The 24627-nt window shown below is 64.7% G+C and carries 22 protein-coding genes; 14 read left to right on the top strand and 8 right to left on the bottom strand.

The window, feature by feature from the left end:
* Positions 1-111: 111 nt before the first annotated feature.
* Both clpB and C9I57_RS27480 read right to left on the bottom strand, forming a co-directional pair.
* Positions 112-2709, bottom strand: a complete 2598-nt coding sequence (gene clpB, locus C9I57_RS27485; protein WP_107153726.1) for an ATP-dependent chaperone ClpB — start codon at positions 2707-2709, stop codon at positions 112-114.
* Positions 2710-2776: 67 nt separating this feature from the next.
* Entirely contained in the window at positions 2777-3286 is a 510-nt protein-coding gene (locus tag C9I57_RS27480; protein ID WP_107153725.1) for an Rrf2 family transcriptional regulator, read from the bottom strand.
* A 235-nt stretch (positions 3287-3521) separates the two neighbouring features.
* Between C9I57_RS27480 and C9I57_RS27475 the strand changes: the two genes are divergently transcribed.
* A complete protein-coding gene (locus tag C9I57_RS27475; protein WP_181321969.1) occupies positions 3522-4118 on the top strand; it encodes a group III truncated hemoglobin in 597 nt (198 codons plus the stop codon).
* Positions 4119-4182: 64 nt separating this feature from the next.
* Here the strand turns inward: C9I57_RS27475 and moaE are convergent, their stop codons facing one another.
* The 6 genes from moaE to C9I57_RS27445 all read right to left on the bottom strand — a co-directional run bounded on the left by moaE (position 4183) and on the right by C9I57_RS27445 (position 10599).
* On the bottom strand, positions 4183-4728 hold the full coding sequence (moaE, locus tag C9I57_RS27470) for a molybdopterin synthase catalytic subunit MoaE (protein WP_107153723.1): 546 nt from the start codon (positions 4726-4728) through the stop codon (positions 4183-4185).
* A gap of 26 nt (positions 4729-4754) precedes the next feature.
* The gene (gene moaD / locus C9I57_RS27465; protein WP_107153722.1) at positions 4755-5012 is read right to left on the bottom strand and encodes a molybdopterin converting factor subunit 1; all 258 of its coding nucleotides are present in this window, start codon (positions 5010-5012) and stop codon (positions 4755-4757) included.
* A gap of 55 nt (positions 5013-5067) precedes the next feature.
* On the bottom strand, positions 5068-6366 hold the full coding sequence (locus C9I57_RS27460) for a molybdopterin molybdotransferase MoeA (RefSeq protein ID WP_107153721.1): 1299 nt from the start codon (positions 6364-6366) through the stop codon (positions 5068-5070).
* Positions 6367-6465: 99 nt separating this feature from the next.
* Positions 6466-7917, bottom strand: a complete 1452-nt coding sequence (gene thrC, locus C9I57_RS27455; RefSeq protein WP_107153720.1) for a threonine synthase — start codon at positions 7915-7917, stop codon at positions 6466-6468.
* A 10-nt stretch (positions 7918-7927) separates the two neighbouring features.
* Complete coding sequence (locus C9I57_RS27450) at positions 7928-9253, bottom strand: homoserine dehydrogenase (RefSeq protein ID WP_107153719.1); 1326 nt, start codon at positions 9251-9253, stop codon at positions 7928-7930.
* A gap of 98 nt (positions 9254-9351) precedes the next feature.
* Entirely contained in the window at positions 9352-10599 is a 1248-nt protein-coding gene (locus C9I57_RS27445) for a pyridoxal phosphate-dependent aminotransferase (RefSeq protein ID WP_107153718.1), read from the bottom strand.
* Positions 10600-10988: 389 nt separating this feature from the next.
* On the opposite strand from C9I57_RS27445, the gene C9I57_RS27440 reads away from it, so the two are divergent.
* The 13 genes from C9I57_RS27440 (at position 10989) to C9I57_RS27380 (ending at position 24605) form a co-directional block, all read left to right on the top strand.
* Positions 10989-11363 carry an Mth938-like domain-containing protein gene (locus tag C9I57_RS27440; protein WP_181321967.1) on the top strand — a complete coding sequence of 125 codons (375 nt, stop codon included), beginning with the start codon at positions 10989-10991 and terminating at the stop codon, positions 11361-11363.
* 110 nt (positions 11364-11473) lie between these two features.
* Positions 11474-13216 carry a glycosyltransferase family 39 protein gene (locus C9I57_RS27435; protein WP_258187849.1) on the top strand — a complete coding sequence of 581 codons (1743 nt, stop codon included), beginning with the start codon at positions 11474-11476 and terminating at the stop codon, positions 13214-13216.
* An 81-nt stretch (positions 13217-13297) separates the two neighbouring features.
* Positions 13298-13669, top strand: coding sequence for an EamA family transporter (locus C9I57_RS27430; RefSeq protein WP_107153717.1), 372 nt, complete (start codon positions 13298-13300; stop codon positions 13667-13669).
* A 16-nt stretch (positions 13670-13685) separates the two neighbouring features.
* Positions 13686-14840 carry a DegT/DnrJ/EryC1/StrS family aminotransferase gene (locus C9I57_RS27425; protein WP_107153716.1) on the top strand — a complete coding sequence of 385 codons (1155 nt, stop codon included), beginning with the start codon at positions 13686-13688 and terminating at the stop codon, positions 14838-14840.
* 5 nt (positions 14841-14845) lie between these two features.
* The gene (locus C9I57_RS27420) at positions 14846-15886 is read left to right on the top strand and encodes a glycosyltransferase (RefSeq protein ID WP_107153715.1); all 1041 of its coding nucleotides are present in this window, start codon (positions 14846-14848) and stop codon (positions 15884-15886) included.
* A 243-nt stretch (positions 15887-16129) separates the two neighbouring features.
* The gene (locus C9I57_RS27415) at positions 16130-17077 is read left to right on the top strand and encodes a formyltransferase (protein WP_107153745.1); all 948 of its coding nucleotides are present in this window, start codon (positions 16130-16132) and stop codon (positions 17075-17077) included.
* The gene (locus tag C9I57_RS27410; RefSeq protein ID WP_107153714.1) at positions 17074-18144 is read left to right on the top strand and encodes a bifunctional UDP-4-keto-pentose/UDP-xylose synthase; all 1071 of its coding nucleotides are present in this window, start codon (positions 17074-17076) and stop codon (positions 18142-18144) included. The genes C9I57_RS27415 and C9I57_RS27410 overlap by 4 nt, the downstream gene beginning before the upstream one ends.
* 13 nt (positions 18145-18157) lie before the next feature.
* Positions 18158-19054: a polysaccharide deacetylase family protein gene (locus C9I57_RS27405; protein ID WP_107153713.1), complete on the top strand. Its 897-nt coding sequence runs from the start codon at positions 18158-18160 to the stop codon at positions 19052-19054.
* A 117-nt stretch (positions 19055-19171) separates the two neighbouring features.
* Entirely contained in the window at positions 19172-19633 is a 462-nt protein-coding gene (locus C9I57_RS27400) for a peroxiredoxin (RefSeq protein WP_107153712.1), read from the top strand.
* Positions 19634-19992: 359 nt separating this feature from the next.
* Positions 19993-21810 carry a PhoH family protein gene (locus C9I57_RS27395; protein ID WP_107153711.1) on the top strand — a complete coding sequence of 606 codons (1818 nt, stop codon included), beginning with the start codon at positions 19993-19995 and terminating at the stop codon, positions 21808-21810.
* A gap of 262 nt (positions 21811-22072) precedes the next feature.
* Entirely contained in the window at positions 22073-23008 is a 936-nt protein-coding gene (locus tag C9I57_RS27390) for a C40 family peptidase (RefSeq protein ID WP_107153710.1), read from the top strand.
* A gap of 86 nt (positions 23009-23094) precedes the next feature.
* Positions 23095-23376: a helix-turn-helix domain-containing protein gene (locus C9I57_RS27385; RefSeq protein ID WP_107153709.1), complete on the top strand. Its 282-nt coding sequence runs from the start codon at positions 23095-23097 to the stop codon at positions 23374-23376.
* A complete protein-coding gene (locus C9I57_RS27380) occupies positions 23373-24605 on the top strand; it encodes a type II toxin-antitoxin system HipA family toxin (RefSeq protein WP_107153708.1) in 1233 nt (410 codons plus the stop codon). The genes C9I57_RS27385 and C9I57_RS27380 overlap by 4 nt, the downstream gene beginning before the upstream one ends.
* The last annotated feature ends 22 nt before the right edge of the window (positions 24606-24627 follow it).

The following is a 24627-nucleotide window of genomic DNA, read 5'->3' as shown; positions in this document are numbered from 1 at the left end:
CGCTTACCCGGCCGCCTCAGACTTTCAGCGAGCCCTCTTTCGGGCATGCCTGCAGGCACCCCAAATGCAGCCCCTCGGGGAAAGCGTCAGCCTCCCAGGGGCGCCGCGACTTCAGTGCACGACTCGCTCGAACGCGAACTTCCCGTCCTCGAACTCGACCGGGATCACGTCTTTCGGCCCGAACCGGCCCGCGAGAATCAGTTTGGCGACCGGATTCTCGATCTCCTGCTGAATCGCTCGCTTGAGCGGGCGTGCGCCGAAGAGCGGGTCGTAGCCGACCTTCGCGATCTGCTCGAGCGCCTCGTCCGAGATGACGAGCTGCATGTCGAGTTTCGCAAGCCGATCATGCACGCGCTGCAGTTGGATCTTCGCGATCGCCTCGATGTTCTTCCGATCGAGCGAGTGGAAGACGACGACTTCGTCGATCCGGTTCAGGAATTCGGGCCTGAACTGTTGCTTGACCTCGCTCCAGACCGCCTCCCTGATTTCTTCCTCCGGCTGCCCCGACATCGCCTGGATCATCTGCGAGCCGAGGTTCGATGTCATGACGATGACCGTGTTCTTGAAATCGACGGTGCGTCCTTGACCGTCGGTCATCCGGCCATCGTCGAGCACTTGCAGCAGGACGTTGAAAACGTCCGGGTGCGCCTTCTCGACCTCGTCCAGCAGGATCACGCTATAGGGCTTGCGGCGCACGGCCTCGGTCAGATAGCCGCCCTCTTCGTAGCCGATATAGCCGGGCGGCGCGCCGATCAGCCGCGCGACGCTGTGCTTCTCCATGAACTCGCTCATGTCGATGCGGATCAGGTGCTCTTCGGAGTCGAAGAGGAACGCGGCGAGCGCCTTGCAAAGCTCGGTCTTGCCGACCCCCGTCGGGCCCAGGAAGAGGAACGAGCCGTACGGCCGATTGGGATCGGCGAGACCGGCGCGCGAGCGGCGGATCGCATCCGCGACGGCGCTGATCGCCTCGTCCTGCCCGACCACGCGCTCGTGCAACTTCGCTTCGATCTGCAGCAGCTTCTCACGCTCGCCTTGCATCATCCGCGAAACGGGGATGCCCGTCGCGCGAGAAACGACCTCGGCGATTTCCTCCGCGCCAACCTGCGTGCGCAAGAGCCGAGGCCGCGACGGATTGTGCTGCTCCTTCGCCTCGGCCTGTGTCACCTGCTTGAGCCGCGTTTCGAGTTCGGGCAGTTTGCCGTACTGCAATTCCGCCACTTTTTCGAGCTTGCCCTCGCGCTGCAAACGCGCGATTTCGGCGCGTGTCTTGTCGATTTCTTCCTTCAGCTGCGCACTGCCCTGCACGGCCGCCTTCTCGGCCGTCCAGATTTCCTCGAGGTCCGAATACTCGCGATTGAGTCGCTCGATTTCCTCTTCGATCAACTGCAGCCGCTTTTGCGACGCCTCGTCCTTCTCCTTCTTGACCGCCTCGCGCTCGATCTTCAACTGAATCAGGCGCCGGTCGAGCCTGTCCATCTCCTCGGGCTTCGAGTCGATCTCCATCTTGATCTTCGAAGCGGCTTCGTCGATGAGGTCGATCGCCTTGTCAGGCAGGAACCGATCGGTGATGTAGCGATGCGAGAGCTCGGCCGCGGCAACGATGGCCGGGTCGGTGATCTCGACGCCGTGGTGCAACTCGTAGCGCTCCTGCAAGCCGCGCAGGATCGCGATCGTCGCCTCGACGGTCGGCTCGTCCACGAGCACCTTCTGGAAGCGCCGCTCGAGTGCCGCGTCCTTCTCGATGTACTTGCGATATTCGTCGAGCGTCGTCGCGCCAATGCAATGCAGTTCACCGCGCGCCAGCGCGGGCTTCAGCATATTGCCCGCGTCGATCGCGCCTTCGGCCTTACCGGCGCCGACCATCGTATGAATTTCGTCAATGAAGACGATCGTCTGGCCCTCGTCGCGCGCGATATCGTGCAGGACCGCCTTCAAGCGCTCCTCGAATTCGCCGCGGTATTTGGCGCCCGCGAGCAGTCCGGCCATGTCGAGCACCAGCACACGCTTGCTCTTCAGCGGTTCAGGCACCTCGCCGTTGACGATCCGCTGCGCGAGGCCTTCGACGATGGCCGTCTTGCCGACGCCCGGTTCGCCGATCAGAACCGGATTGTTTTTCGTGCGCCGCTGCAAGATCTGAATCGCGCGGCGAATCTCGTCGTCGCGGCCGATCACCGGATCGAGCTTGCCCGCGCGCGCGCGTTCGGTGAGGTCGATCGTGTACTTCTTGAGCGCCTCACGCTGGCTTTCCGCATCGGCGCTGTGCACTTGCGCGCCGCCGCGCACGGCCACGATCGCCGTTTCGAGCGCGCGGCGCGTCAGGCCATGCTGGCGCACGAGCCGGCCCGCCTCGCCCTTGTCGTCGGCGACGGCGAGCAGGAACATTTCGCTCGCGATGTAAGTGTCGTTGAGCTGCTGCGCTTCCTTGTCGGCCTGATTCAAGAGACCGGCGAGCTCGCGGCTCACCTGGATGTTGCCGTCGGTCCCCTGTACTTGCGGCAGCCGCGCGATCGCATCGTTGAGGGCCGTTTGCAATGCCTGAACGTGAACGCCCGCGCGCGAAAGCAGCGAGCGCGCCGAGCCGTCCTCTTGAGCGATCAGCGCCGCGAGCACGTGCACCGGCTCCAGATACTGCTGGCCGCGGCCCGCGGCAAGGCTCTGCGCGTCGGCCAGCGCCTCCTGGAATTTGGTGGTGAATTTGTCGATTCTCATCAAGAGACCTCCAATTTTGGACTACCACCAAGATGAGGCGCGCGGCGCTTGTTTCAAGCGCCGGCGGTCAACTGTCGGGAACTCCGTTCGCGAGTGGGCGGACGGGCCCCTTGAGCGGGACGACGACTTCGGCGCTCAGGCCGAGCAGCGCCGCAAGCGGCGCCGCCACGGGCTCCACGAGCTCGCCGAGCGTATGCCGGTCGAGTTCCGCGAGAAACGCTTCCTGCGCGGCCTTGAAGACCTGCTTGAGCCGGCATCGCGGCTCGATCACGCACGGACGGACTTCGCTGCTTTCGCGCTCGAAGCAGCCGACGAGCGCGAAATCGGACTCCGTTTCCCGCACGACCTGCCCGATCGTCAAACCGAGCGAGCGCTCGTTCAGTCTCAGGCCGCCATGGCGCCCGCGCACCGTGTCGATCCAGCCAAGCTCGCCAAGCTGCTGCACGACCTTCATCAGATGATTCTTCGAGATTCCATAGGCGTCCGAAATGTCCTGAATCGTCGAAAGGCCGTCGCGATGAAGCGAGAGAAACAGCATCACGCGCAACGCGTAGTCGGTGTAGTCAGTCAGTCTCATTCGGATACTCTGGCGATGCGGGAAAAAGCCGGTGAATACTTCCCCGGCGACAAAAACCGCGCTCGGGTAAGGGTTGTGTGCGCATACGCTTCAACATAACATGTACGTTTTATACACCTTCAGGCAGAGAAAGCACTCGGCCCGTGCGCTTTCCGGGCGACGCTTGCAGTATGGTGGGCGCATTTCGCCGCGTCACCTTTTCTCGCCGCTCGTCTCTGCGCATTGTCCCATCGTCATGACGGCCCCGACCCAACCCTGCGCTTCGGCGCCCGCAACGGCGCAAGCCGCGGCGTCCGCACGCTACCTCGAACCCACCGAAACGAACATCCGCGAGCTCGTCTACGCGTTTTACGACAAGGTCGGGGCCGACCCTCTGCTGGGGCCCGTTTTCGATGCCGTCCTGCACGGCCGATGGGATGACCACCTGCCGAAGATGTGCCGGTTCTGGGGCAGCCTCGTGCTCGGCGACAAGCGCTATCGCGGAAACGTCCAGCAGGCCCACCAACCGCTCGAAGGGATCGAGCCGCGGCATTTTAGCCGCTGGCTGCATCTCTTCCTCGATACCGTCTGTGAGCGCTACGAGCCGGCCGCGGCCGTCCGCTTCATGGAGCCGGCCCTGCGAATCGCGCAAAGCCTGCAGTTGAGCCGATTCGGCTGGGACTACGAGATTCCGCCCGAACAAAGCGCACTGCTCGAGCGTGTGGCGCCGAAGCAACAACGAACCGGCCTGGAGCCCCGGTCACACCCGGAGCCGCGCAGTGGCGTGAGGCGCGAGCCATTTCCAGCAAAGATAATCGGGCGAAGCTCGTCGGCTGCCGACGACGCTGCCTGAATAGCCGAGCGGCCGGACAGGATCACCCCACCTGGCTAGCCGGTCCGATACAGGTATCGCGCGCTCAATTTCGCGCAGCGTCGCCTCTCTCCGACGCCACTTCGCCGGACGTGGATGGGGACGATTCAGACGGTTGCCGCGGCCGCGCGTTGCCCGCGGACAGTCCCCAACGGGCAAGCGCCTCATCGTCCGACGCACGGGCATCGACCCACCGTTCGCCGGCTTCAGTCGTTTCCTTTTTCCAGAAGGGTGCCTGAGTCTTCAGGTAATCCATGACGAATTCGCAGGCGGCAAACGCGTCATGTCGATGCGACGCCGTCGCGGCGGCCAATACGATCTGGTCTAGCGGATAGAGCTTCCCCACCCGGTGCACGATCAGCACGTCCGAGCCCGGCCAACGCAGCCGCGCTTCGTCGACGATGGCCTCGAGCGCCTTCTCGGTCATGCCCGGGTAGTGCTCGAGTTCCATCGCCGCGACATCCGAGCCTTCATTCAGATCGCGCACGGTTCCGATGAAGCAAGCCACGGCGCCGACTTTCGGATTTTGCGCGCGCAGGGCCGCAATTTCGGCCGTCAAGTCGAAATCGGCGGTCTGGACGCGGACAGTCATGGTCTCTCCTCGGCCCCTAACGATCGTCAGCCGCCGGTCACGGGCGGAAAAAATGCCACTTCGCAACCGTCGGTGACGCGCGCCGACGCGTCGGTCATCCGATGATTGCAGGCCATCCGCAGCGCGCGCCCTTCGGCGAGCGCATCGGCCCAGGTGTCGCCTCGCGTACGAAGCCAAGCCCGCAGATCACCGACCGTGGCGACGCCGTCGGGCAGCTCGACCACCTCATGCGAAAGGCCGAGTGCCTCGCGCACGCTCGCGAAATACTTCAGTTCAATTCTCATGTCGAGGTGATCGTCTTGGTTCGGTCCGGAATCGGTGTGACTTGCCGCCGTTGCATCAGCCGAGCAGATCGGAAAACGGCAGGAACCGCACGATTTCTCCGGCGCTGATCGCATGATTGGGCGGATTGTCGACGAGGCCGTCGCCCCAGACCGTGGAAGTCAGCACCGCCGAGCTCTGATTGGGAAAAAGGTCGAGGCCGCCCGTCGCGTTGATGCGCGCGCGCAAGAACTCGTTACGCCGGTCCCCTTTCGTCTGCGCGAAATCGGCGCGCAGCGCGAGGGCGCGCGGCGACACGTCGCGCACGCCCGATAGCCGGAGCAGAAATGGACGCACGAAAAGCAGGAACGTGACGAAGCTCGATACCGGGTTGCCCGGCAGGCCGATGAAAAACGCCTCGTCAGTGCCCGCGCCTTCGCCCGTGTCCGCGATCGCCTGCCGATCCGCCGTCTCGTCCACGGCTCCGCGCCGTACCGCGCCGAATGCGAGCGGCTTGCCGGGCTTCATCGCGATCTGCCAGAGATCGAGGCGTCCGAGCGCCTCGACGGCCGGCTTCACATGGTCCTCCTCACCGACGGAAACGCCGCCCGATGTCAGGATCAGGTCGTGTTCGCGGGCAGCCTCGGTCAACGCGGCGCGCGTCGCATCCAGGCGATCGGGCACGATTCCGTAATCGGTGACCTCGCAGCCGAGCCGCTCGAGCAGGCCGCGCAACGTGAACCGATTAGAGTTGTAGATGGCGCCGGGCGCGAGCGGCTCGCCAGGCATCGTCAATTCGTCGCCGGTGAAGAAAACGGCGACTTTGACTCTGCGCGACACTGTCAGTCGGGCGCAGCCCGTCGAAGCGGCCAAGCCGAGCGCCTGCGGGGTAAGCCGGGTGCCGGCCGGCAGGATGACGGAGCCGCGGCTGATATCGGCGCCTTGCGCCGTGATCCATTCGCCGGGCGTCGGAGTATGCAGAATCGTGACGGCATCGCCGGCGGCTTCCGTCTGCTCCTGCATGACTACGGCGTCGGCACCCGGCGGAACCGGCGCACCCGTGAAGATTCGTGCCGCCGTGCCGGCCGCGAGCGGTTCGGCCGCGTGCCCGGCCGCAATCCGTTGCGAGACCGGCAGGCGCGGGCCACCTGCGGCAAGGTCGGCGATGCGGACGGCATAACCGTCCATCGCACTCGTATTCATCGGAGGGACGTCGAGCGCGGAAACCACGTCGGCCGCCAGCACGCGGTTTCCCGCCTCGAGCGTCGAAATCGTTTCCGTGCCGCTCACCGGCCGGGCGGCCGCGAGCAGCCTCGCGAGCGCCTCAGCGGTCGGGACGAGCGGCGGGCGGGCAGCAGCGGATTGAGACGTGGACATCTGAATGGCACGATTTTTTTGGCAGCAAGGCTGTCATTGTAGCGACGCGCGCCGATTCACGTGAGACGCCGCGCGCCGCCCGGCCGTCCGGTCGATCGCTCAAAGGCCGGTATGCGCCGCGATGAATGCCTTCACGCGCTCCGCATCGCTCGGCAGCACCTCGAACCGCTGCGGCAGCGCCTCGAGACCCTCGAAGGCCGCGGGACGCTCCGGGTCGCGCCCGAGCGCTTCGCGTATCGACTCGCCGAACTTGAGCGGCTGTGCGGTCTCCAGCACGATCATCGGCACGCCCGCCTGCAGATGCTCGCGGGCCACCTTGAGGCCATCGGCCGTATGCGTGTCGATCATCACGCCGTAACGCGCGAACACGTCCGAGATCGCGGCGATGCGGTCGTCATGCGTGCTGCGCCCCGAAACGAAGCCGAATTCGCGCACGCGCGCGAAGTCGCCGCTCGCGGCAAGATCGAAGCCGCCCTTTTCCTCGACGTCGCGGAAAAGCTGCAGCACGCGTGCCGGATCGCGCCCGAGCAGATCGAAGACGAAACGCTCGAAGTTCGACGCCTTCGAGATATCCATGCTCGGACTGCTCGTGTGATAGGTCTGCGCCGCGCCGCGCACGCGATAGGCGCCCGTGCGGAAGAACTCGTCGAGCACATCGTTCTCGTTCGTCGCGACGACGAGCTTCTCGATCGGCAGCCCCATCATCCGCGCGATGTGGCCTGCGCAGACATTGCCGAAGTTGCCTGACGGCACCGTGAACGACACACGCTCGTCGTTCGAGCGTGTAGCGGCGAAGTAGCCCTTGAAGTAATAGACGACCTGCGCGACGACACGCGCCCAGTTGATCGAGTTGACGGTGCCGATCCGCTGGCGCGCCTTGAACGCGTGGTCGTTCGAGACAGCCTTCACGATATCCTGGCAGTCGTCGAATACGCCCTCGATCGCGAGATTGAAGATGTTCGGCTCCCGCAGGCTGTACATCTGCGCGGTCTGGAACGCGCTCATCTTCCGGTGCGGCGAGAGCATGAATACGCGAATACCGGACTTGCCGCGCATCGCGTACTCGGCCGCGCTGCCCGTATCGCCCGAGGTCGCGCCGAGAATGTTGAGCGTGCGCCCCTCTTTCGCGAGCGCGTACTCGAACAGGTTGCCGAGCAGCTGCATCGCCATGTCCTTGAACGCGAGCGTCGGGCCGTTCGAGAGCGCAAGCAGCGAGAGTGGCGCGCCGCCCTCGACGCCGAGCGTTTTCAGCGGCGTGATCGCGCTCGCATCCTCGTCCGCGCGAACGTTGCAATAGACGTCGGCACGATAGGTGCGGCGCGTGAGCGAGCGCAAGTCGTCGGGCGCGATGTCGTCGCTGAACTTCGAGAGGATTTCGAACGCCAGATCGGCATAGGGCAGCGCGCGCCAGCGCGCGAGCTCGTCGGCCGACACGCGCGGGTACTCGGCCGGCAGGTACAGGCCGCCATCCTTCGCGAGACCGCCGAGAAGAATGTCGGAGAAGGTGTGGCGCTCGCCGATGCCGGCGCCGCGGGTCGAGATGTAGTTCATGATGTCTGGCCTAGTTCAACGCCTCGATGCGCAGCTTCGTCACGCTCGAGACGACGGTCGCGAGCGCTTCGATGCGAGCGATCGCCGTGTTCACGTTCCGTTCGAGCGTTTCGTGCGTGATGATGACGACGTCGGTCTCGCCATCCGCCTGAATCTGCTCGGACTCGCGCTGGAGCATCGCATCGATCGAGATGCCGGCATCGGCCAAAAGGCGCGTGATGTCGGCCAGCACGCCCGTTACGTCGGCCACGCGCAAACGCAAATAATAGCCGCTCGTCACTTCGTCGATCGGCAGGATCGGCGTGTCCGACAGGCTTTGCGGCTGGAATGCGAGATGGGGCACGCGGTGCTCCGGATCCGCGGTGTGCAGACGCGTCACGTCGACGAGATCGGCAACGACGGCCGACGCCGTCGGCTCCGCGCCGGCACCCTTTCCGTAGTAGAGCGTCGCGCCGACGGCGTCGCCATGCACCTCGACGGCGTTCATCGCGCCTTCGACGCTCGCAAGCAGGCGTTTCGCCGAAATGAGCGTCGGATGGACGCGCAGCTCGATGCCGCGCTCCGTGCGGCGCGTGATGCCGAGCAGCTTGATCCGGTAGCCGAGGTCTTCGGCGTATTTGATATCGGTCGCGTCGAGCTGGGAAATTCCCTCGATATAGGCGCGATCGAACTGCATCGGCACGCCGAATGCGATCGCGCTCATGATCGTGAGCTTGTGCGCGGCGTCGACGCCTTCGATGTCGAACGTCGGGTCCGCCTCCGCGTAGCCGAGCGCCTGCGCGCCCGCGAGCGCCGCGGCGAAATCGAGGCCGCGTTCGCGCATCTCCGAGAGGATGTAGTTCGTCGTGCCGTTGATGATGCCGGCGATGTACTGGATCCGGTTTGCCGTCAGCCCTTCGCGCAACGCCTTGATGATCGGAATGCCGCCCGCCACGGCGGCCTCGAACGCGACCATGACGCCCTTCGCGCGCGCGGCCGCGAAGATCTCGGTGCCGTGCACGGCAAGCAGCGCCTTGTTCGCGGTCACGACATGCTTGCCGTTTTGGATCGCGCGCAGCACGAGCTCGCGCGCGATGCCGGTACCGCCGATCAGCTCGGCGACGATGCCGATGCCGGGATCGTCGACGACGGCACCGAAGTCGCTGCCGACGGCCACGCTGCCGGCCGCCTCGCCGAGCGCGGCGAGTGCCTTGGCCGGATTGCGCACCGCGATGCGGGCAACCTCGATGCCGCGCCCGGCGCGACGCTTGATCTCTTCCTGATTCCGGCGCAGCACCGTGAAGGTGCCACTGCCTACCGTGCCGAAGCCCAACAGGCCAACTTTGATCGGTTCCATGCAGCGTTTGTCAACAAATGGGGAAGCGTTATAAGAGCGACATGCTCCGGCGTCGGGCGGTGGCGCGTGGGACGCGCCGCGCGCCCTGGCCTGGCGCGTCAGGCGGTGTGGCGCTTGCGATAACCGTCGAGGAAACGCTCAATGCGGTTCAGCGAATCGATGAGGTCGTCCGAGTTCGGCAGGAACACGACGCGGAAGTGATCGGGCCGCGGCCAGTTGAATCCCGAGCCTTGCACGAGCAGGACGCGCTCCTCGAGCAACAGGTCGAGCACGAACTTCTGATCGTCTTCGATCGGATAGACCTTCGGGTCGAGCCGCGGGAACATGTAAAGCGCCGCTTCGGGCTTCACGCAGCTCACGCCCGGGATTGCGTTGAGCATCTCGTAAGCGATTTGCCGCTGCTTGTGCAGGCGCCCGCCCGGCAGGATGAGATCGTTGATGCTCTGGTAGCCGCCAAGCGCCGTCTGAATCGCATACTGGCCCGGCACATTCGGGCAGAGCCGCATCGACGCGAGAATGCCGAGCCCTTCGAAATAGTCCGCGGCACGCCGGCGGTTCTCGCCCGTCAAACCCGAGACGACCATCCATCCCGCCCGGTAGCCGCACGACCGGTAGCTCTTCGAGAGACTGTTGAACGTGACCGTCAGCACGTCTTCGGAGAGCGCCGCCACCGACGTATGCTTCTTGCCGTCGTAGACGATCTTGTCGTAGACCTCGTCGGCGAACACGATGAGGCCGTGCTGACGGGCGATCTCGAGCATGTCGAGCAGCAGCTCGTCCGAGTAGAGCGCGCCCGTCGGATTGTTCGGGTTGATGATGATGAGCGCGCGGGTGTTCGGCGTGATCTTCGCGCGCAAGTCGTCGAGATCGGGCATCCAGGCGTTCGACTCGTCGCACAGATAGTGCACGGGCACGCCGCCCGAGAGGCTCACGGCGGCGGTCCAGAGCGGATAGTCGGGCGCCGGCAGCAGCACTTCGTCGCCGTTGTTGAGGAGCCCCTGCATCGCCATCACGATGAGTTCGGAAGCGCCGTTGCCGAGGTAGATGTCGTCGAGCTCCACGCCCGCCACGCCTTTTTCCTGCGTGTAGTGCATGATCGCCTTGCGCGCCGCGAAGACCCCCTTCGAATCCGAATAGCCCGACGACACGGGCAGATTGCGGATCATGTCCTGAATGATCTCGTCGGGCGCATCGAAGCCGAACGGCGCGAGGTTGCCGATGTTGAGCTTGATGATCCGGTGGCCTTCCTCTTCGAGCCGCTTGGCATGCTCGAGAACGGGTCCGCGGATGTCGTAACAGACGTTCAGCAGTTTGTTCGATTTCTGAATCGGTTTCACGGCGGACACGGTTCCCCAGGGTAGGCCACAAAAAGGTGGAAGGCACGACGCCGCGCGGGCGGCTCGATGCACGACGGTCAAGGCATAGCGCGCAGCCGGCTCGCGTTTTTTCGCGTTTCGTCCGGCCGCGGCGGCGCGGGATCGCTCGACGAGCGCGGCGCGGCTTGGTAAGCATCGGAAAGCGCTTTTGGCGCTTTTTCGGCGGCGCCTCGACGAATTCCGTGTGGCAGCCGCGATGCGAGGGCGCCGCTCGGCGGCTAAAAAGTTATAATTTAGCGGATTTTGGCCGAGTTTCGCAACGCACCAACTGCCGCGAAAACGCTTTTTCGGCCCGCGTCCGGCTCGTCTTCGCGAATTGTCGCCGGGCGGCGGGCCCCGGAACCACGGACTCAACGGATTTGAAATTACATCAGGATTCGAGCGGCGCCCTCAACACCGTCACGGGTTACGGCGCCCATTACGTCGACATCAATCTCGAGCGTCACGAAAGCAGCATCGTCGTGCTGCCGGACGCGCCGGTCATCGTCTGGCCCGTTGCCTCGTTCGAAGCGCTCACGCCCGAGCACTTCGAGCTCGTGCGCGCCTGCGAACCGGAGGTCGTCGTATTCGGCAGCGGCACGCGGCTGCGCTTTCCGCACCCGCGGCTCACGGCCGCCCTGATCGCGCAGCGCATCGGCGTCGAGGCGATGGATTTCATGGCCGCCTGCCGCACTTACAACATTCTGATGGCCGAAGGCCGCCGAGTGGCCGCGGCGCTCCTCATCGAGCAATGAGCGCGGGTTTGCCAGTTCGCGCCGCATCGCGGCACCCGGCTCCGGATCGCCGGGCGCCGCGGCCCTTCCCTTTGCCGCATGCGCGGCTTCGCTAGACGGATCAAGATTTCATGCCGCTGCAACGTTCTTCCCGCGAGGCCGGCGCCGCGCCGGCCGACTCGATCGCCCCATTCGACACGGGCGCTCCCTCGCTGCCCGCGAGGCGGATCACCCTTGCGCTCGTGCTCATCGTGGTGGCGCTCGCGCTCGTCTGGTTCGTGCCGCTCGGCTGGCGGCACCTGGTGCCGAGCGACGAAGGGCGCTATGCCGAGATGGCCCGCGAGATGTTCCTCACGGGCGATTGGATCACGCCGCGCTACAACGGCTACAAGTACTTCGAGAAGCCGCCGCTGCAGACCTGGGCCAACGCGCTGACGTTCGCATGGTTCGGCATCGGTGAATGGCAGGCGCGGCTCTATACGGCCCTCACGGGCTTCGCCGGCGTGCTGCTCGCCGGCTACACCGGCCGGCGGCTCTTCGGGCCGGCCGCGGGCTTCGGCGCGGCGCTCGTGCTCGCGAGCGCGCCCTATTGGAGCCTCATGGGCCACTTCAACACGCTCGACATGGGTCTGTCGTTCTGGATGGAGCTCACGCTCTCGTCGATGCTGATCGCGCAAAGCGGCGCGGCCGGCAAGCGGGAAGCCCGACTCTGGATGTGGGCGTGTTGGGCGTCGATGGCGCTCGCGGTGCTGTCGAAGGGGTTGATCGGCATCCTGCTGCCGGGCGCGACGCTCGTCCTCTACACGGCGATCGCACGCGACTGGACGATCTGGAAGCGCCTTCACCTCGCTAGCGGCCTCGTCGTCTTTTTCGCGATCGTGACGCCGTGGTTCGTCCTCGTGCAGTTGCGCAATCCCGAGTTCTTCCATTTCTTCTTCGTCGTTCAGCAGTTCGAGCGCTATCTGACGCCCGATCAGCACCGTCCGGGGCCCATTCACTACTTCGTCTGGGTCGTCCTCGTCGGGTTTCTGCCCTGGCTCTCGATCGCCGTGCAAAGCATGCGCCATGCGGCTCGCGAGGCGTCCCGCGCGAACGGATTCAGGCCCGCGACGCTGCTCTTCGTCTGGTCCGCGTTCATCTTCGTCTTCTTCAGCGTCTCGCACTCGAAGCTTGTCTCGTACGTGCTCCCGATCGCGCCCGCGCTCGCGCTCATCATCGGCGCCTATCTTCCGAGCGTGTCGCGCGAAGCCTGGCGGCGCCACCTCGTCGGCTACGCGGTGCTGCTCGTCGCCGTCGCAATCGGCGCAATCTTCCTCCATCGGATGGGCTCGGCTCACACCCCCAACGCGCTTTATCGCGAGTTTCGCGTCTGGGTATTTGCTGCCGTCGGCGTCGCGTTCGTCCTGACGCTCGCCGCGCTTTGGCTCGCGCGCCGCGCGCACGGCTCGGCGCTGCCTTCGGCCGCCGTTTTCGGCGCGGCCTGGCTCATGCTCGCGACGATCGCCGGCACGGGTCATGAGGCGTTCGGCCGGCACAGCTCGGGCGCGCTGCTCGCCCCGGCGGTCAAGGCCGAGCTCGCGCGCCTGCCCGCCGATACCCCGTTCTATTCGGTCGGCGTTCTCGACCATACGATGCCGTTTTACGTCGGCCACACGATGATCATGGTCCAGGACGCGAGCGAATTGGACTTCGGCGTGCACCAGGAGCCACAGAAATGGGTCCCGACCATCGCGGAATGGGTCCGGCGCTGGGACGCCGACCGTTACGCGCTCGCGCTGATGCCGCCGGAACGCTATGACGCGCTGGCGGCCGAACACGTGCCGATGCGCGTGATCGCGCGCGACGAGCGCCGCGTCGTCGTCGAGAAACCGTGAGCCCGGCGGTGGGCCGTCGCCACGGGCTCACCGCGCTGCAGCGCACAAAAATAAATCCGCCACCCACGTGACACCTTATCGATGAACCCCATTTCCTTGATTTGCATTCTGACGGGCGTAATGCTGAACGCCGGCGCGCAACTGCTGCTCAAAGCCGGCGTCTCAGCCGTTGGACACTTCGATTTCACCCGTGCGAACATTGTGCCTATCGGCTTCAAGCTCGCGATGCAGGTGCCCATCATCGGCGGGCTGGCCTGTTACGTCGTCAGCGTCGGCGTGTGGATCATCGGGCTCTCGCGCGTCGACGTATCGATTGCGTATCCGATGCTCTCTCTCGGCTACGTCGTCAACGCTTTCGCGGCCTGGTATCTGTTTGGGGAGGCGCTCACGATGCAGCGGCTCGTCGGCATCGCGATCATTCTCGTCGGCGTGCTGGTACTGGCGCGCAGCTAAAACTATCCATTCGACCATGACCCAGGAATTTCCTCCCTTCTTGCCGTTCGTCCGACCCGAAATCGACGAAGAAACGATTCAGGGCGTAGCCGACGTGCTGCGCTCGGGGTGGATCACGACCGGCCCGCAGAACGAGGCGTTCGAGAAGGCGCTGTCGGCGTTTTGCGGCGGCCGGCCCGTGCGCACATTCAACTCGGGTACGGCGACGCTCGAAGTCGGCCTGCGGATCGCCGGCGTGCAGCCGGGCGACGAGGTCATCACGACGCCCGCGTCGTGGGTGGCGACGGCCAACGTCATCCTCGAAGTCGGCGCGACGCCTGTATTCGTGGACATCGATCCGCGCACGCGCAATATCGACCTCGGCCTTCTCGAAAAGGCGATCACGCCGCGCACGAAGGCGATCATCCCGGTCTATCTCGCAGGCCTGCCCGTCGACATGGACCGGCTCTACGAGATCGCCCGCGCGTACCAGCTGCGCGTGATCGAAGACGCCGCGCAAGCGCTCGGCTCGACATGGCGCGGCGAGCGCATCGGCAAGCTCGGCGACATCGTGTCGTTCAGCTTTCATCCGAACAAGAACGTGACGTCGATCGAAGGCGGCGCACTCGTGCTCAACAATGAGCGCGAGGCCGAGCTCGCCCGCAAATACCGGCTGCAAGGCATCACGCGCAAGGGTTTCGACGGCATGGACTGCGACTTGCTCGGCGGCAAATACAATCTGACCGACGTCGCCGCACGCGTCGGCCTCGGGCAGCTCGCGCAGATCGATCGGTTCACGGCGAAGCGCCGCGCGCTCGCGCGGGCCTACTTCGAACGCTTCGGCAACGGCGCCGCGCGCGAGCTCGGCATCGGCCTGCCCTTGGCCGACTTCGAGAACAGCAACTGGCACATGTTCCAGATCACGCTGCCGCTCGAGCGCCTCTCGATCGATCGCGCCGGCTTTATGCAGAAGATGCACGAGACCTACCGCATCGGCACCGGCGTGCATTACCCGGCGATTCATCTGTTCACGCTCTACCGCGCGCGCGGCTTTGCGCCGGGCATGTTTCCGCACGCGGAGCGCTTCGGCGCGTCGACCGTCACGCTGCCGCTCTTCACGCAGATGACGGACGCCGACGTGGCGCGCGTCGTCGACGCCGTCGACGAAATCTGCGAACACTACGGGAAATAACAATAATGAGCTACATGGAACATCGCTCGACGCGCCCGGCTATCTCCGTCGTCATCCCCGTCTACAACGAAGAGGCGGGATTGGCGGCGCTCTTCGCGCGCCTCTATCCGGCGCTCGACGCGCTCGGCGAAAGCTATGAAGTACTCTTCGTCAACGACGGCAGCCGCGACAAATCGGCGGCGATGCTCGCCGAGCAGTTCCGCGCGCGGCCCGATACGACGCGCGTCGTGCTCCTCGCCGGCAACTACGGTCAGCATATGGCGATCCTCGCCGGCTTCGAGCAGTCGCGCGGCGAAATCGTGCTCACGCTCGACGCCGACCTGCAAAACCCGCCCGAAGAGATCGGCAAGCTCGTCGCAAAGATGCGCGAAGGATACGACTATGTCGGCTCCATTCGGCGCGATCGTCAGGACACGCTCTGGCGGCGCAAGGCTTCGCGCGCGATGAACCGGTTGCGCGAGCGCATTACTCGCATCAGGATGACGGACCAGGGCTGCATGTTGCGTGCGTACAGCCGTCAGATCATCGATACGATCAACCGCTGCGGCGAAGTCAATACGTTCATCCCCGCCCTCGCCTACACGTTCGCGCAAAACCCGATCGAGGTCGAAGTCGCGCACGAGGAGCGGTTCGCCGGCGTTTCGAAATACTCGCTTTACAGCCTCATCCGGCTCAATTTCGATCTCGTCACCGGGTTTTCCGTCGTGCCGCTGCAGTGGCTCTCGTTCATCGGCGTCATCCTCTCGATGGGATCCGCGGGCCTCTTCCTGCTGCTCGTCATTCGCCGCTTCGTGATCGGCGCCGAAGTTCAGGGTGTGTTCACGCTGTTTGCGATCACCTTCTTCATGCTCGGCGTCATCATCTTCGCGCTCGGGTTGCTCGGCGAGTACATCGGCCGGATTTATCAGCAGGTGCGCGCGCGCCCGCGCTATCTCGTGCAAACGGTGCTCGGGGCGCGCGAGAGCGATACGGTGGCATCGAGCTCGCTGACGACGCGCGCCGCGGGCGAGCCCGAACGCGTAGTCCAGGGAGAGCGGGAGCGATGATGGTGAACGGCCCCCACGCTCACTATCGTTCGCTGCCCGCTCCCACACGGGGACTTCCTGGGCGCGCCTGCGGCGCACCTGCGGGGCGCGAGGGGGCGCATGCCTCCCTTGGTCGGAACCGGCGCCCCGAAGGAAGTCCCCTTGGGGGACGGGAGGCATGATGAACGGCCCCCACGCTCACATTCGTTCGCTGCCCCCCGAGGGGGCGCATGCCTCCCTTGGGGCGGCCCGGCGGGAGGCATGATGAAACCGCGCGCCGTAGTCTTCGCCTATCACAACGTCGGCGTTCGCTGCCTGCAGGTGCTGCTCGCGCGCGGCGTAGATGTCACGCTCGTCGTCACGCACGAAGACAATCCGAACGAGAACATCTGGTTCGGCAGCGTCGCCGCCGTGGCGGCCGAGCATGGTATCGAAACCGTCACGCCCGCGGATCCGAACGGCGACGAGCTGCGCGCGGCCGTGCGGCGCGCGCAGCCCGATTTCATCTTTTCGTTCTACTACCGGCATATGCTGCCGGCCGACGTCCTCGCGCTCGCGCCGCGCGGCGCCTACAACGTGCACGGCTCGCTGCTGCCGAAGTACCGTGGCCGCGTGCCGACGAATTGGGCCGTTCTCAACGGCGAGACGGAGACCGGCGCGACGCTGCACGAGATGACGGCGAAGCCCGATGCGGGCGCGATCGTCGGTCAGACGAGCGTGCCGATCCTGCCCGACGATACGGCACAACAAGTCTTCGACAAAGTGACGGTCGCGGCCGAGCAGACGCTCTGGCGCGTTCTGCCGGCCTTGCTCGCGGGCGCCGCGCCGCATCTGCCCAACGACCTCGCGCAAGGCAGCTACTACGGCGGACGCAAGCCCGAGGACGGGCGCATCGACTGGGCGCAGCCGGCCGAGCGCGTCTACAACCTGATTCGCGCCGTTGCGCCGCCGTATCCGGGCGCATTCATCGACGTCGGCAACACGCGCTTCATCGTCGCACGGGCGCGTCCCGTGCCGGTCGGCGCGAGCGCCAACGCCGCCCTCGCGAATTTGCCGCCGGGTCTGCACGTAAGCGATAATGCGCTGTTTGGCGTTTGCGGCGACGCACGCGCCATCAAGATTTCCGAACTGTGGTGCGCGCAAGACGGCAAGCCGCTCGTCATCACCCCTTCGCAGTTCCTCCAGCTCACTCACTCTTCCCGTCATTCATGAAAACCGAAGGTTCCACGAAAAAAGTCCTGATTCTCGGCGTCAACGGCTTCATCGGCCACCACTTGTCGCAGCGGATCCTCGAGACGACCGACTGGCAAGTCTTCGGCATGGATATGCAGACCGACCGCCTGGGCGACCTCGTGGATCACGAGCGGATGCATTTCTTCGAGGGTGACATCACGATCAACAAGGAGTGGGTCGAGTATCACGTGAAGAAGTGCGACGTGATTCTGCCGCTCGTCGCCATCGCCACGCCCGCCACTTATGTGCAGCAGCCGCTGCGCGTTTTCGAGCTCGACTTCGAGGCGAATCTGCCGATCGTCCGCTCGGCCGTGAAGTACGGCAAGCACCTCGTGTTTCCGTCGACCTCCGAGGTCTACGGCATGTGCGCCGACGAGGAGTTCGATCCGGAAGCGTCGCCGCTCGTCTATGGGCCCATCAACAAACCGCGCTGGATCTATGCCTGCGCGAAGCAGCTGATGGACCGCGTGATCTGGGGCTACGGCATGCAGGAGGGTCTCGACTTCACGCTGTTCCGCCCGTTCAACTGGATCGGCCCGGGCCTCGACTCGATCTATACGCCGAAGGAAGGCAGCTCGCGCGTCGTCACGCAGTTTCTCGGCCACATCGTGCGCGGCGAGAATATCAGCCTCGTCGACGGCGGCTCGCAAAAGCGCGCCTTCACCGATATCGGCGATGGCATCAGCGCGCTCATGAAGATCATCGAGAATCCGAACGGCGTTGCTTCGGGCAAGATCTACAACATCGGCAACCCGAGCAACAACTACTCGGTGCGCGAGCTCGCGCACAAGATGCTCGCGCTCGCGGCCGAGTATCCCGAGTACGCCGAGTCGGCCAAGGCCGTGAAACTCGTCGAAACGTCGTCGGGCGCCTACTACGGCAAGGGCTATCAGGACGTGCAAAACCGCGTGCCGAAGATCGACAACACGATGGCCGATCTCGGCTGGGCCCCCGCAACGACGTTCGACGACGCGCTGCGCAAAATCTTCGAGGCCTATCGCGGACACGTGGCGGACGCCCGCGCGCTCGTCGAACAGCAGCAATAAGGACGGCTGTCGCTTGGCTCGCATCGTCCTCAAGATCGACGTCGATACGCTGCGCGGCACGCGTGAGGGAGTGCCGAACCTTGCGCGCATGCTCGACCGCTACAAGGCGCGCGCGACCTTCCTGTTCAGCCTTGGCCCAGACCATACCGGCTGGGCGTTGCGTCGCGTCTTTCGGCCGGGTTTCCTGAAAAAGGTGTCGCGCACGTCCGTCGTCGAGCACTACGGCATTCGGCAATTGGCCTACGGCGTGCTGCTGCCCGGCCCCGACATCGGCGTGCGCGCGGCGTCCGAGATGCGCGCGATCCACGAGGCCGGCTTCGAATGCGGCATCCATACGTGGGATCACGTCTACTGGCAGGATAACGTCCGCCGCCAGTCGCGCGATTGGACCGTCCGTCAAATGCAAAAGAGCTACGAGCGCTTCGCCGACATTTTCGGGCAAGCGCCCGCAACGCACGGCTCCGCGGGGTGGCAGATGAACGAGCACGCGTTCGCGCAGCTCGATGCCTGGGGCATGCGCTACGCTTCGGACGGCCGGGGCCACGCGCCATACCGCCCCGTGGTCGGCAACCGGATGCTCGCGCATGTGCAGCTTCCGACTACGCTGCCGACGCTCGACGAGCTGCTGGGCGTCGACGACCTCGATGCGACGAACGTCGCGTCCCGCTTGCTGGCCGCGACCGAACGCAATCCGCACGATCAGGTTTTCACGCTGCATGCGGAGCTGGAAGGGCAAAAGCTCGCGCCCGTGTTCGAGCAACTGCTCGCGGGCTGGCACGCGCAAGGTCACACGTTTGCGACGATGGGCGACTACCATGCGGCGCTGGACCGCGACTCGCTGCCATCGTACCCTGTGGCGTGGGGCGAGATCCCGGGCCGCTCGGGCGAGCTCATCGTCCAGCCCGACTGAAAGTGTCCGCCGCCGCTCGCGCTCGCGCGCATTGCGGTGCAGTGGTTCGGATCTACCCTCGGCAACCCTCGGCAGTACGCACGACGATTTGCGCAACGAGAAAATAAGGAGAATCAGGTGCCCATCGCAGTCGACCAACCTGTCCCCGATTTCACCGCCCCGGCGACCGGCGGTGATTTCACGCTGTCCGGCTTGAAGGGCAAGAAGGTGGTCTTGTACTTCTACCCTAAGGACAACACGCCCGGATGCACGACCGAGGGGCTGCAGTTCCGCGATCTGTACCCGAAGTTCAAGAAGGCTGGTGCGGAGATCGTCGGGGTGTCGCGCGACAGCGTGCGCTCACACGAGAACTTCAAGGCGAAGCTGGAATTGCCGTTTGCGCTCGTCTCGGATACCGACGAAGCGGTTTGCTCGCTCTTCAACGTCATCAAGATGAAAAAGATGTATGGCAAGGAAGTCCGCGGCATCGAACGCTCGACCTTCGTCATCGATACCGACGGCGTGCTGCGACACGAGTGGCGCGGCGTCAAGGTGCCCGGCCATGTCGACGAAATTCTCGAAGCTGTACAAGGCCTCTGACGCGCGTTATATTGCGTTGCAATGAGTTCCCGTTCATCTTGTTTCCGTCGCCGCCGCGCCGGCTCGCTGGATGCCGTAAGCCTTGCACCCGTGAGGCGCCGCGCGATGCTCGAAATCGTCGAGCCGCTTGCTCCGTTGGTTGAGGAGCGGCGGCTTTTTTATTTCCTCGCGGCTATCCGTTGCGATCGGCCGCGCTCATTAGTCAAGGAGCCGATCGAAATCTAAGGCGAACCGGCGTTTCGAAATTGACACCGCGCCGCCCGGTCGACCGGGACGCCGCTCGACGGCCATGAGCTGCGACGAGCGTTTCCCTTTAGCCGGCGGCGTACGATATGCGACCCGATTCTTAGAGGGACACCATGCCTTTGCCTACCCCGCCCAGCAAGCTCGGCACACTGTTGCCGCCCGATGAGTTCAAGGCCAAAGCAAGGCCTGCGAAAAACGCGAGGAAACAGGGCACCGTTGGGGAGCATGCGGAAGCGGCCGAATATGGCGCGACGGGCGGCCAACTCAACGTCGCCGAGCCGATGACGCGCGCCGCGAACGCCGCCGCAACGCTGCGGTCCGTACCGGCGCCCTCCACCGCCTCGCCTGCCGCGGAAGAAGCCTCGCCGCCCGTGCGCGGCCGCAAAGCCAAACAGATGGCCGCGCTGCTTCGGCCCGCGCCCGCTCCTACACCGCTCGCGCGCCAGGAAGCGCCTACGGGTGCGGCGCCGGCCTCGGCCACCGCGCCCTCGGCTGCCAAGGGTGCCGGCCGCGCACGCAAGGCCGGGCCCGAAACCGAGGTCCGCAAGCTATTCGTTCTCGACACGAACGTGCTGATGCACGACCCGACGTGTCTGTTCCGCTTCGAAGAGCACGACGTCTATCTGCCGATGATGACGCTCGAAGAACTCGACAACCACAAAAAAGGGATGTCCGAGGTCGCGCGCAATGCGCGCCAGGTGAGCCGCACGCTCGATGCGCTCGTGGCCAACGCCGGGCCGATCGGCGAGGGGCTCCCGCTCTCGCGGCTCGGCAGTCGGGAAGCGCTCGGACGCCTCTATTTCCAGACGAAGCTGACGGATATCGAGCCCGTCGAAGGTCTGCCGCAGGGCAAAGCCGACAACCAGATCCTCGGTGTCGTCCGGGCGCTGCAGCGCGACCGCGTCGACCGGCAAATCGTTCTCGTCTCGAAAGACATCAACATGCGGATCAAGGCCCATGCACTGGGCCTGCCCGCCGAAGACTATTTCAACGACCAGGTCCTCGAGGACAAGGATCTGCTGTTTTCGGGTGTTCGCGAGCTGCCGCAGGACTTTTGGACCAAGCACGCGAAGGGCATGGAGAGCTGGCAGGACACGAAGACGGGCACGACCTACTATCGCGTGACCGGACCGCTTTCGCCGAGCCTGCTCGTCAACGAGTTTCTCTATCTCGAGCCGCAAAACGGTGAGCCGACGTTTCACGCGATCGTGCGCGAGCTGAACGGCAAGACCGCGTTGCTGCAGACGCTGCGCGACTACTCGCACCACAAGAACAATGTCTGGGGCATTACGGCACGCAATCGCGAGCAGAATTTCGCACTCAATCTGCTGATGAACCCCGACATCGACTTCGTGACGCTGCTTGGACAGGCCGGCACGGGCAAGACGCTCGTCGCGCTGGCAGCCGGCCTGGCACAAGTGCTCGACGAGAAGCGCTACAACGAGATCATCGTCACGCGCGCGACCGTTCCCGTCGGCGAGGACATCGGCTTTCTGCCCGGCACCGAAGAGGAAAAGATGCAGCCCTGGATGGGCGCGTTCGACGACAACCTCGAGGTGCTGCAGAAGACGGACGACAGCGCCGGCGAGTGGGGGCGCGCGGCAACGCAAGAGTTGATCCGCTCGCGCCTGAAGGTCAAGAGCATGAACTTCATGCGCGGCCGCACTTTCGTCGACAAGTATCTCATCATCGACGAGGCGCAAAACCTCACGCCGAAGCAGATGAAGACGCTCGTCACGCGTGCCGGTCCGGGAACGAAGATCGTCTGCCTCGGCAATATCGCGCAGATCGATACGCCGTACCTGACGGAAGGCAGCTCGGGGCTCACCTACGTCGTCGATCGCTTCAAGGGCTGGGCGCACAGCGGGCACGTCACGCTGGCGCGCGGCGAACGTTCGCGGCTTGCCGACTACGCGTCCGACATCCTCTGATCCGAGGTCGGGGCGGCCCGCGGCTGCGCGCGCAGCGCCGCCCGCGGCCCTCCGGCAAATCACCTCGCCAAGGCGCCCGGCTCTCAGCCGGGCGTTTTTTCTTGGGCGTGCGGCTTAGCAACGCTTCGCGGCCGAACTTCAAGTAATTTCTGAAGTTTTCTTGCGAAGGGCCCGACTGTGCGGCTACTATCGGGCGCATCGGTCATTCGTCTGTCCAGTCCTGAAAGTGAAAGCGAACATCGGTTCGCTTTCCGTCCCCGCCATGCGCCGACTCTGGTTCCTCATGCTGGTCGTCTTGTCGCTCGCCGCGTGCTCCAGCGCGCCGCCGCGCTCCGCGCGTTCGGGCGGAGGCGAAGCGGCGAGCGGCGACGCGTTACGCACTAGGCCGCCCGGCCTGCCGAATTTCGTCGATCACAGCATCGGACGCGAGGAAGTTTCGATCGAGGCGATGAGCCTGGTCGGTGTCCCCTATCGCTGGGCCGGCAATACGCCCACGAGCGGGTTCGACTGCAGCGGCCTTGTGCAGTATGTCCTCGCGCGTGCCGCGGACGTGAAGCTGCCTCGTACCACGGCAGACATCAGCCAGCGCGGGCAATCGATCGAGCCCGACGAAATCGCACCAGGCGACCTCGTTTTCTTCAATACGACCGGCAGACCGCATTCTCACGTGGGGATCTATGTCGGCAAGCTGCGTTTCGTGAACGCGCCCTCGACAGGCGGCACCGTGCGGCTCGACTATCTGACGAACCCGTATTGGGCGAGGCGATTCGACGGAATCCGGCGCGTGGCGCCGCCGCTCGAGCGGCCGTCTCCTTTCGATGCGCCGACCTATGTCGCTTCGCCGCGTGCGACTCCTGCCCAGCCGGCGGCGGACCCGGCGCAAGCGCAACCGGTTGTCGGACAAGACGTCACGGCAAGCGCCGGACCGGCCGCAGCTGGCGGTGGCATCGACGGCAGCTCGGCAACTCCAAGTGGCCCGCGCGACGCGATCGATGCCGCCGCGGATGCGTTCGAGCCTCCTCCGCCAGCCGCTTCGATGGCCGCGCGCCAGGCTCAACAGGCCGGCGCAAATCCGGTCGCGCCGCAGACGACGCCGAGCGTGCAGATCATGCGGGCGTCGGGCGTTCCAATCGTGCAGCCGGCACCGACATCGACGAGCGATGACCCGATCGCAAGGTTCGCCGCCGGCGCACAATAGCATCTCATGGCGCCACGCCGAAACGGTCGCAACGGAAGTTTGCGCATGAACTTGCGCAAATCGCCTTTGAGACTATAATTTTGCGCATGAAAGTGCGCAAAGTGTCCCATCACGACCCGATCACGAACGTCGAACGTCTCGCGAAGACGCTTCGATCGACACGGCGCGAGCGCAAAGTAAGTCAACAAGTGCTCGCTGACCGCGCCGGCGTTGCGAGACGCACGATCACGAACGCCGAAGGCGCCGAAAATATCGGCGTGCGGGAGCTATGCCGCATCGTCAACGCGCTGGGCTATGAACTGGTCATCCGCCCGATGGACACCGTCGTTTTCGAAGAACTTTCCACCGTGTTCAAGGACGACGAATGACCGCGCTGGAACCGTTCGACATCGAGAGACTGTTCAGGCAAGTCCGACAACTGGAGGTGCACACTCCGCAGGGCGAAAGCGGCTTGCTGACCAAGGAAAGCCGATTCGTCTTCAACTACAAGCACGTCTCGGACGCCACAGCCGTATCGCTCACGATGCCCGTTCGCCAGCAGAGCTATTCGAGCGGCGATCTGATGGGCGTCTTCGCCATGAATCGCCGCGAGGGTTACCTGCGGCTCATCATCGAAGAGCGTTTGGCACGCTACGGCGCGCCAAGCGACATGTTCCTGCTGTTTCTCGCCGGGCGAAACCAGATCGGCAGGCTCACCTACGCACTGTCAGGCGAGTCGTTGCCGCATACGGACGGGGAGCGTCTCGACGAATTGCTTTCCTCGCCGTCCGCGAGGCTCTTCGAGCACCTGGTGGATAAGTACGCACTCGGCTCAGGCATTTCCGGCATTCAGCCTAAAACGGTCGTGCCGATTGTCGATGTCAACGCCAGTCAGGCGCGGGAACGCGCGGCCCTGCCTCTGAAAACCGTCATCGTCAAAGCGGAAGGAGACGATTTCCCGGGCGTGGCGCGCAACGAATTCTTTTGCATGTCGGTCGCAAAAGAAGCGGGGCTCGACGTTCCTGAGTTTTGGCTATCGGACGATGGCCTGCTCTTCGTGATGGCCCGCTTCGATCGGCTAGCCGACGGCGCGCCACTTGGCTTCGAGGACATGAGCGTACTGACGGGCAAAGCGAAATACGAAGGCAGCTACGAGATGATCGCGAAGGCCGTCGACATCTACACGCGCGGAGCTATCGGGGAAAGGCGGAAGCTATTTCAGCGAGTTGCGCTCTCATGCCTGCTTCGAGACGGAGACGCGCATATGAAGAACATCGGTCTCGTCTATGAGGATCCGACCGGCCCACGGCGCCTGGCGCCCGTGTACGACGTCGTTTGCACCGATGTCTATGCGTGGCTGGACGGGCGAATGGCATTGAGCCTCAACAAGACAAAAACGTTCCCGATCGATGAAGACCTTTTCTCCTACGGCAAGCGGTTAGGACTCGATCGTGAGGACTGCCAAACAATCCTCGATCGCATCAGGACGGCCTACGAAACAGTCGTGGCCCGCCTCGAATACGATGCGCGATACGAGGCTGGCGAATTGCTTTCGGGTATCCGCGCTGCCATCGAGCGCGTGGGCGTACGGCCTGTCGCTCGGCCGAAGCTTCGCTGAGCTCGACTTCGGTCTGTCGAGC

This window comes from Trinickia symbiotica (genome assembly GCF_003028655.1).
In the GTDB taxonomy this organism is placed as follows: domain Bacteria; phylum Pseudomonadota; class Gammaproteobacteria; order Burkholderiales; family Burkholderiaceae; genus Trinickia; species Trinickia symbiotica_A.
Note: the sequence above shows the minus strand (reverse complement) of the source record. Positions and strands in the feature narration are given on the sequence as shown.